This is a genomic window from Alteromonas alvinellae (assembly GCF_902705805.1).
Map to the genome: position 1 here is coordinate 21448 of NZ_CACSIH010000029.1, position 6095 is coordinate 27542.

At 49.2% G+C, this 6095-nt stretch carries 8 protein-coding genes; 3 read left to right on the top strand and 5 right to left on the bottom strand.

Going from position 1 to position 6095, the window contains the following annotated elements:
• Nucleotides 1-6 precede the first annotated feature (6 nt).
• From ACX5KA_RS02115 to ACX5KA_RS02130, 4 genes are all read right to left on the bottom strand, one after another.
• Nucleotides 7-1002 carry an NADH-quinone oxidoreductase subunit B family protein gene (locus ACX5KA_RS02115; RefSeq protein ID WP_020745473.1) on the bottom strand — a complete coding sequence of 332 codons (996 nt, stop codon included), beginning with the start codon at nt 1000-1002 and terminating at the stop codon, nt 7-9.
• The gene (locus ACX5KA_RS02120; RefSeq protein WP_071978375.1) at nt 995-2323 is read right to left on the bottom strand and encodes a PAS domain-containing sensor histidine kinase; all 1329 of its coding nucleotides are present in this window, start codon (nt 2321-2323) and stop codon (nt 995-997) included. The genes ACX5KA_RS02115 and ACX5KA_RS02120 overlap by 8 nt, the downstream gene beginning before the upstream one ends.
• 127 nt (nt 2324-2450) lie before the next feature.
• On the bottom strand, nt 2451-3089 hold the full coding sequence (locus ACX5KA_RS02125; protein ID WP_020745470.1) for a GNAT family N-acetyltransferase: 639 nt from the start codon (nt 3087-3089) through the stop codon (nt 2451-2453).
• A gap of 365 nt (nt 3090-3454) precedes the next feature.
• Entirely contained in the window at nt 3455-3817 is a 363-nt protein-coding gene (locus ACX5KA_RS02130; RefSeq protein ID WP_020745469.1) for a DUF3192 domain-containing protein, read from the bottom strand.
• A gap of 215 nt (nt 3818-4032) precedes the next feature.
• On the opposite strand from ACX5KA_RS02130, the gene ACX5KA_RS02135 reads away from it, so the two are divergent.
• Nucleotides 4033-4317 (top strand): hypothetical protein, encoded by a 285-nt coding sequence (locus ACX5KA_RS02135; protein WP_071978374.1) that lies wholly within the window; start codon nt 4033-4035, stop codon nt 4315-4317.
• Here the strand turns inward: ACX5KA_RS02135 and syd are convergent.
• A complete protein-coding gene (gene syd, locus ACX5KA_RS02140; protein WP_071978373.1) occupies nt 4314-4862 on the bottom strand; it encodes a SecY-interacting protein in 549 nt (182 codons plus the stop codon). The two genes, ACX5KA_RS02135 and syd, sit on opposite strands and share 4 nt — an antisense overlap.
• Nucleotides 4863-4984: 122 nt before the next feature.
• Here syd and queF point away from each other — a divergent pair, with 122 nt between their 5' ends.
• Entirely contained in the window at nt 4985-5827 is an 843-nt protein-coding gene (gene queF, locus ACX5KA_RS02145; protein WP_071978372.1) for an NADPH-dependent 7-cyano-7-deazaguanine reductase QueF, read from the top strand.
• Between the two features lie 44 nt (nt 5828-5871).
• A complete protein-coding gene (locus tag ACX5KA_RS02150) occupies nt 5872-6078 on the top strand; it encodes a hypothetical protein (protein WP_458730304.1) in 207 nt (68 codons plus the stop codon).
• The last annotated feature ends 17 nt before the right edge of the window (nt 6079-6095 follow it).

A 6095-nucleotide genomic window follows, 5' to 3' on the forward strand; every position in this document is an offset into this window, starting at 1 on the left:
GATGGTTCAGCCTTTGCGTTTATGAATGGTGGGCGGATAAATTAGCTGCTCGGCAATGGCATTCTTTTTTAACCGTTCAGGCGTGGCCGCTTTAGACAATTGCGCCAGGGCAACAAACCATGCTTTGGGCATATCGGTTGGCAGGCCAACCGGGATCCCGGCAATTTTGGGCGTTTGGCAAAAACTGTGGCCCGGTTCTTCAAATTCGGGGGCGGTGCAATTAATACACGGGTAGCCACCGTTGGTACAGGAGCCCTGGCCATTCCAGGGCCGGCTGTTACAGTCAGCATGCGCCTGGGTGCCTTTACACCCCATATTTTCCATCATGCAACCGCGATCGCCCATATCCACCGCACTGGCTTTATATTCATAGAATTCGTTGCGGGAGCAACCATGATGCACCAGGTGATCGGCGTACATACGCGGACGACCAAACTTATCGAGTTGCTCATCATTGTGCTCACCCAGCGCTATGCTCATCAGGGTTTCGGTAACCCAGTCAGGGTGCACCGGACAACCGGCGATATTAACCACCTGATCGCCACTTTGCGACGTAAAATCCTTACCCAGCAGACCGCCCGCCATTTCGCCATCAAATTGCAGGCCCGTGGCATCAGTATCATTGGCACCAGCTGCCGTAATACATCCGTAGGCCGCGCAGCTACCAACGGCAACAGTGTAGCGGGCAATATCCGCCAGCGCTTTTACCCACTCAATCATAGGTTTGCCGGTACCGCCCAATATGTGAAACTTACCGGTGCCCATGGGGCCGGTCATCATAGAGCCTTCGATACAAAGAATATCCAGAATAATGTCACCGGCCAGGATCCCCTCGAGCATGGCAATACACTCATCACCGGTGGCTTCGCTTAATGATGGATGCCAGAGCAGATTGATGCCCGCATTTTCAAACAGGGTCAGGACATCGGGGGATTCGGCATTGAGTAACGACATGGAACAGCCGCCGCAACCACCGGATTGCAGCCATAACAGATTAAGCATCAGCGGACTCCCGGTTAGGTAAAAACAGGCTAGCGATTGCACCGCCATCGATATGATTGTCGATGGATAATTCGCCATTATGTTGCGAAACGATACCATAACTAATTGATAAACCTAAGCCTGTTCCCATTCCAACTGGTTTGGTTGTATAAAAAGGCTCAAAAATTTGCGGCGCATCGTCGGCGCTGATCCCAGATCCGGTATCCCTTATGGTCAATAACACGCCATCATTATCTGCACTGGCATTGATGGTTAATCTGCGCGTCTCGGAAGCAGCCATGGCATCTACCGCGTTTTCGATCAGGTTGACCACGACCTGATGGATCTGCCCGGCATGGCCATAAGCTTCCAGTGGTCGGGGAATGTTGTCTACCACCTCAACCGCAAAATCACTTTCTTTCATTATCCAGTGTAAAGCGGTATGCACCGCGTGACTGAGGTCGAAAGACGCTTTCTCCGACACCTGCGCAGACGAGAACTGACGTAAATCATTGACGATTTCTTTTACTCTGTCTGCGCCTTCCATGGTGCCATCCACCAGCGAATTGAGATCTTTGATGGCCTTTTCCAGACGCATGTTTTCACGCATCTCGCGCAGCGCGTCACGGCTTTCACCGCTGGCTACCGCATCAAAGTAAGTGCTGAGTTTATCGGTGTAACGACGTAACACGTGCATGTTGCCATACACAAAGCTGATGGGATTGTTCAGCTCGTGGGCTACACCTGCCACCAGACGACCCAGAGAAGCCATTTTTTCTGACTGAATAAGTCGTTGCTGGGCGAGCTGTAATTCAGCATGGGCAATATTAAGCTCTTTATAGGCTCTTTGCAGCTCACCAAGAGGGCGTCCTACCAGCACCATGCCCACAGACTTACCGCGGTGATTTAAGCGCGCCGTACAATTTACCGATAACGGTACACTGCCCGACTTGCCCTGTAATTCCAGCTCGTAGTCGCGCACAGACTGAGCACGCAGGCGTTCGTAAAAGCCCTGTACCTTGTCGTGCAACTCCGGGGCGATAAAGGTTAAAATAGAACGACCAATCAGAGCCGATTCAGACTCCCCCACCAGCTCGGTTAATGCCCGGTTTACGCCTTCAATGATACCGTCGTTATCACACACGACGAGCACATCGTTCATAGCACTTTGAATACTGTCAGAAAAGCTTTTGGCCTCTTCCAGCTCAACGTTTTTTTCTTCGACTTCGACCTGTGACTGCACCAGATCCGCATAGGCTTCATCCATTTTCTGGATGACACTTACCCAGGCATCTTCATTCTGAATGGCTTGTACCGGATTGAAGTCTAAAGAGTCTGACATATCTGCAGCGTGTAATTATCTATACAGGCACTATACCTGACGGGATTCGGCCCGCAAGGCTGACAAGGCATTTTCTCGTTAAAAGCAGGGCGGATTGCTCGCCCTGCACGGTATTCCCGGCGAACGATTAAGGCCTTGGACGGAACATAACCTGCCCGGTTTTATTAGCAATTTCCACCTGCGCGACTTTTTGATAAAAGCCGTCAGAAAAGAACGTTTCATATTTAGGTACTGTCACAAATACGCCCACCCCTTCTGAATCACGATGCTCAAGTAAGACACTGTCGATAGCCCGCATCAGCAGATGACCAAGACCGTGTGACTGATAGTCCGGATGCACCGCAATGAACGACAGCAGATGATACTTTTCAGCTGGCATGGCAGAACGAATTTTTTCCTCTTTCTCGAGCATTTGCCGGGTGCCGTAATACCCGGTGGTCAGCAGCATTTTTAACCGCCAGTGCCAATAACGCCCAGCCCCTGCAGCATTGTCTGGCCCCGTGAGGCAGGCAACAGACAATAATCGCCCCTCATCAAACAGGCCAATAATGGGTTGCTCGGCTTCCCAGAATGCGGTGAGTTCTTCGCGAATAGCCGACCGTAACCGCGATTCGTAGCCTTCTTTTTCACTCTGGAATATTTGTAAAAAAATTGGATCGTCGTGGTAGGCGTTGTAAATGATGGATGCAGCCACTTTCAGATCTTCCGCTGATAAGTATGCTGCTCTGATTTTATCCAGGTTTTGTTGGATTTCCGCTTGTACCATAGCCTGTCTCCCGTGTTGTGGTGATGCGTAAACGCCTGTTTTGCGACCCGGGCCGCCCTCTCACTCAACCGCTCAGCGCTGCCGCTGAACAACAGCAAACTGAAAACAACAAGATTGGTCTTAAGAGATACGTAATAGACGCACAAAAAGTGCATCAGTTCCCCACTCTAGCCGAAAAAATAACACCATGTAAATATACCGTTAACAATATTTATACATTTGAATAAGTTTAGCGATGATAATTGAGTACAGTGATCGGGCAGGTAGTGCAACGAGCCATCATTAATGATGGCCGGCCAGACAGCAACAAGCCCGATAAACGGGATGTTTATCGGGCTTGTCAGTAAGTGTAAACGGTGGGCGGATTAGATTTTACGGACCGCTTCTTCACCCCAACCAATTAAGCGATTATCTTTGAAGACCAGGGGAGTACACTCGTCCTTGGTGGTGATACCGTCGTCCTCGGTACGCTGCGTGCGATAGTAAAGAATCCGGTAAACGTGATCGCCCTCGCCTACCATTTCGTTGAAGTCGGCTACACCCATCTTACGGGTAACGTCTTCAAAGTGCGCATTCACTTCCAGATTGCTGATATGTTTACGATTATTATACTCACGCTGCTCCCAGCTGGCCTGGTAATGTTCTTTGTCATCACCTCCTACGGAAATGACACAACCAGACAGTAACATGGGTGCTACCAGAGCAGTACAAAGCATTAATTTTTTCATAGTGGTTCCCTGTTGAAAAATAATAAGTCACTAATGAACTTCAGGTAATCAAGAATGAGGCCAACTATAACTTATTGAATTTTAAAGAAATTAAAAAATAACCACTTGGCGGCGGTGCTAACTATCGGTATGATTAGCGAAATTTTCGTTGTTTTGACTAACTGACTAAAGGCCAAGCCCGCCTGGTGTGTTGGTCACCAGTAAAGAGTAAATGCATGTCCTCTAAAGAAAACCATAAAACCCTGGTCGAAATCTGCCATTTATTGGCGGCCGAGGGCTTAACGCCGGGTGTAGGCTTATTGCGTGGTAAAGCGCCTTTCAAGGTAAGCGTGCTGGACGCCATTGAGGCGATAAAGGTCTTTAATCAGCAGAATGTGCAGGTCAAAGCCCAACCCAAAACACCGGGCGACAAAGAGCGCATCGCTGAGCTGGAAAAACGGGTGGAACAGTTAGAGCAGGCCCTCGCGGTGATGGAGAGCCGGCTGGCAAAGCTCAGTTAAACGGCTGGCGTCAGGCCATCAATAAAGGTCGCCAGATCAGGTGCCAGACAACGAGTGGGCAATTTCCCCACCTGTTCCAGTACTACCTCACCTGAGGCATTATCTACAGACAAAATAAAGTCGTCTTCATCGGTTAAGCCAAAAAATAACGTGGGCGGCTGTTTTAGTCGCTGCTTCATTAACAAATGGCCAATCAGGTTTTGTTGTAGTCGCTCGAAGTCCTCTTCACTGCAAACCTGCAATAATTCACAGTTGCCTTGTTCAGCCTTAACCGGCAGATTAAAACTCCAGTAAGTGGTAAAGAATTTGCAAAATTGCTCGTTCAGCGTGATGTGCAAGGCGTTTTCGATATTGGCAAAGGTATATTCACCTTCCATCGGCACGGGCTGCCAGGTGCAGGGCTCTCCCTGGCTGGCGTTCCCCACATAACAGGGGGATGCTAATTCCGCTTCAAACTCAGTGGTCATCAGCGCGGGATGAGACGCTGCCGCTTGTTGTAAATCGCGCATTAACTTATGCAATGATTGTTGAACTATATTCTCCATTGCGATTCCATATCAGGTATACTAAACCTCTATAGTAAAGAATTTATGGCACTTTAAACACCAGCTTGGCATATTGAATGCGCGTGCCATGATTAATCAGTGGTAAAAAGTTACAGGACAGCATGACAGTAAAGCACTCTTCGTCACCGTCTCTTCCCGCCAACCTGACACTGGGTCAAAAGGTTGACTACATTGAACAGTACACGCCTGAGCTGTTGCAAGGTGTGCCGCGCTCGCTAAGCCGTGAACAAATTGGCGTTTCACAGCCCCTGCCTTTTGGCGGTGTGGATATCTGGAACGGTTATGAGCTTTCGTGGCTTAATCCGAAAGGCAAACCGCAGGTCGCCATTTTGCAATGCCAGGTGCCAATTGATTCGCAAAACCTTATCGAGTCTAAGTCTTTCAAGCTTTATCTGAACAGCTTCAATCAGTCGGTATTTGGCAGTGCAGATGAAGTGGCCCGACACTTAAGCAAGGATTTATCGGCCTGTGCCCAGGCACCGGTTAAGGTGCAATTATTCAGCGCCGGTCAGTTTGGCGCCCTTCACCTTGGTGAACTCGACGGCACCGTGATTGACGATCTGGACATTGAAATCAATGCCTATGAGCCGAGCCCGGAGCTGCTCACAACCGGCGACCAGCAGGTTTCTGAAACCCTGGTGAGTCATTTATTAAAGTCTAATTGCCTGATCACCAGTCAGCCTGACTGGGCCAGTGTGCAAATTCATTACGAAGGCGCGGCTATAGACCACGCCGGACTGCTGGCTTATCTCATCTCGTTTCGCCGGCATAATGAATTTCACGAGCAGTGTATCGAGCGAATTTTTTGTGATTTAATGAATCGATGCAAGCCGCACAAGCTAGCAGTCTATGCGCGCTACACCCGCAGAGGCGGATTGGATATCAACCCGCTACGGGCGAATTTTGATTTCAATGTATCGAACAATCGGTTAGCCCGGCAGTAGCATGCCGGCGGTTATTTTTGGCTAATAAGGAGCTTGCATAACACATGGAAGCGAAACAACTCCAATCGCTGCGCGCTCACAGTGAGCAACTGGCAGGATTTATAGTCCGGCTCACCAGTTATTATGAGGGATTATCGGCAGAGATTGATAAAGAGTTACAGTCTCTGCGCGGTCATTTAAGTGGCAAGATTGATTTCACTCTGGCCACCCTATCCATGAATAAAGTCAACCAGCTCATTATGGGGTTCTAGGGATTTTCCCCTCTAAA

Excerpts from the sequence above, each read along its gene's own strand:
- ACX5KA_RS02115 (WP_020745473.1), bottom strand. The coding sequence starts at position 1,002 with ATGCTTAATCTGTTATGGCTGCAATCCGGTGGTTGCGGCGGCTGTTCC.
- ACX5KA_RS02120 (WP_071978375.1), bottom strand. The coding sequence starts at position 2,323 with ATGTCAGACTCTTTAGACTTCAATCCGGTACAAGCCATTCAGAATGAA.
- ACX5KA_RS02125 (WP_020745470.1), bottom strand. The coding sequence starts at position 3,089 with ATGGTACAAGCGGAAATCCAACAAAACCTGGATAAAATCAGAGCAGCA.
- ACX5KA_RS02130 (WP_020745469.1), bottom strand. The coding sequence starts at position 3,817 with ATGAAAAAATTAATGCTTTGTACTGCTCTGGTAGCACCCATGTTACTG.
- ACX5KA_RS02135 (WP_071978374.1), top strand. The coding sequence starts at position 4,033 with ATGTCCTCTAAAGAAAACCATAAAACCCTGGTCGAAATCTGCCATTTA.
- syd (WP_071978373.1), bottom strand. The coding sequence starts at position 4,862 with ATGGAGAATATAGTTCAACAATCATTGCATAAGTTAATGCGCGATTTA.
- queF (WP_071978372.1), top strand. The coding sequence starts at position 4,985 with ATGACAGTAAAGCACTCTTCGTCACCGTCTCTTCCCGCCAACCTGACA.
- ACX5KA_RS02150 (WP_458730304.1), top strand. The coding sequence starts at position 5,872 with ATGGAAGCGAAACAACTCCAATCGCTGCGCGCTCACAGTGAGCAACTG.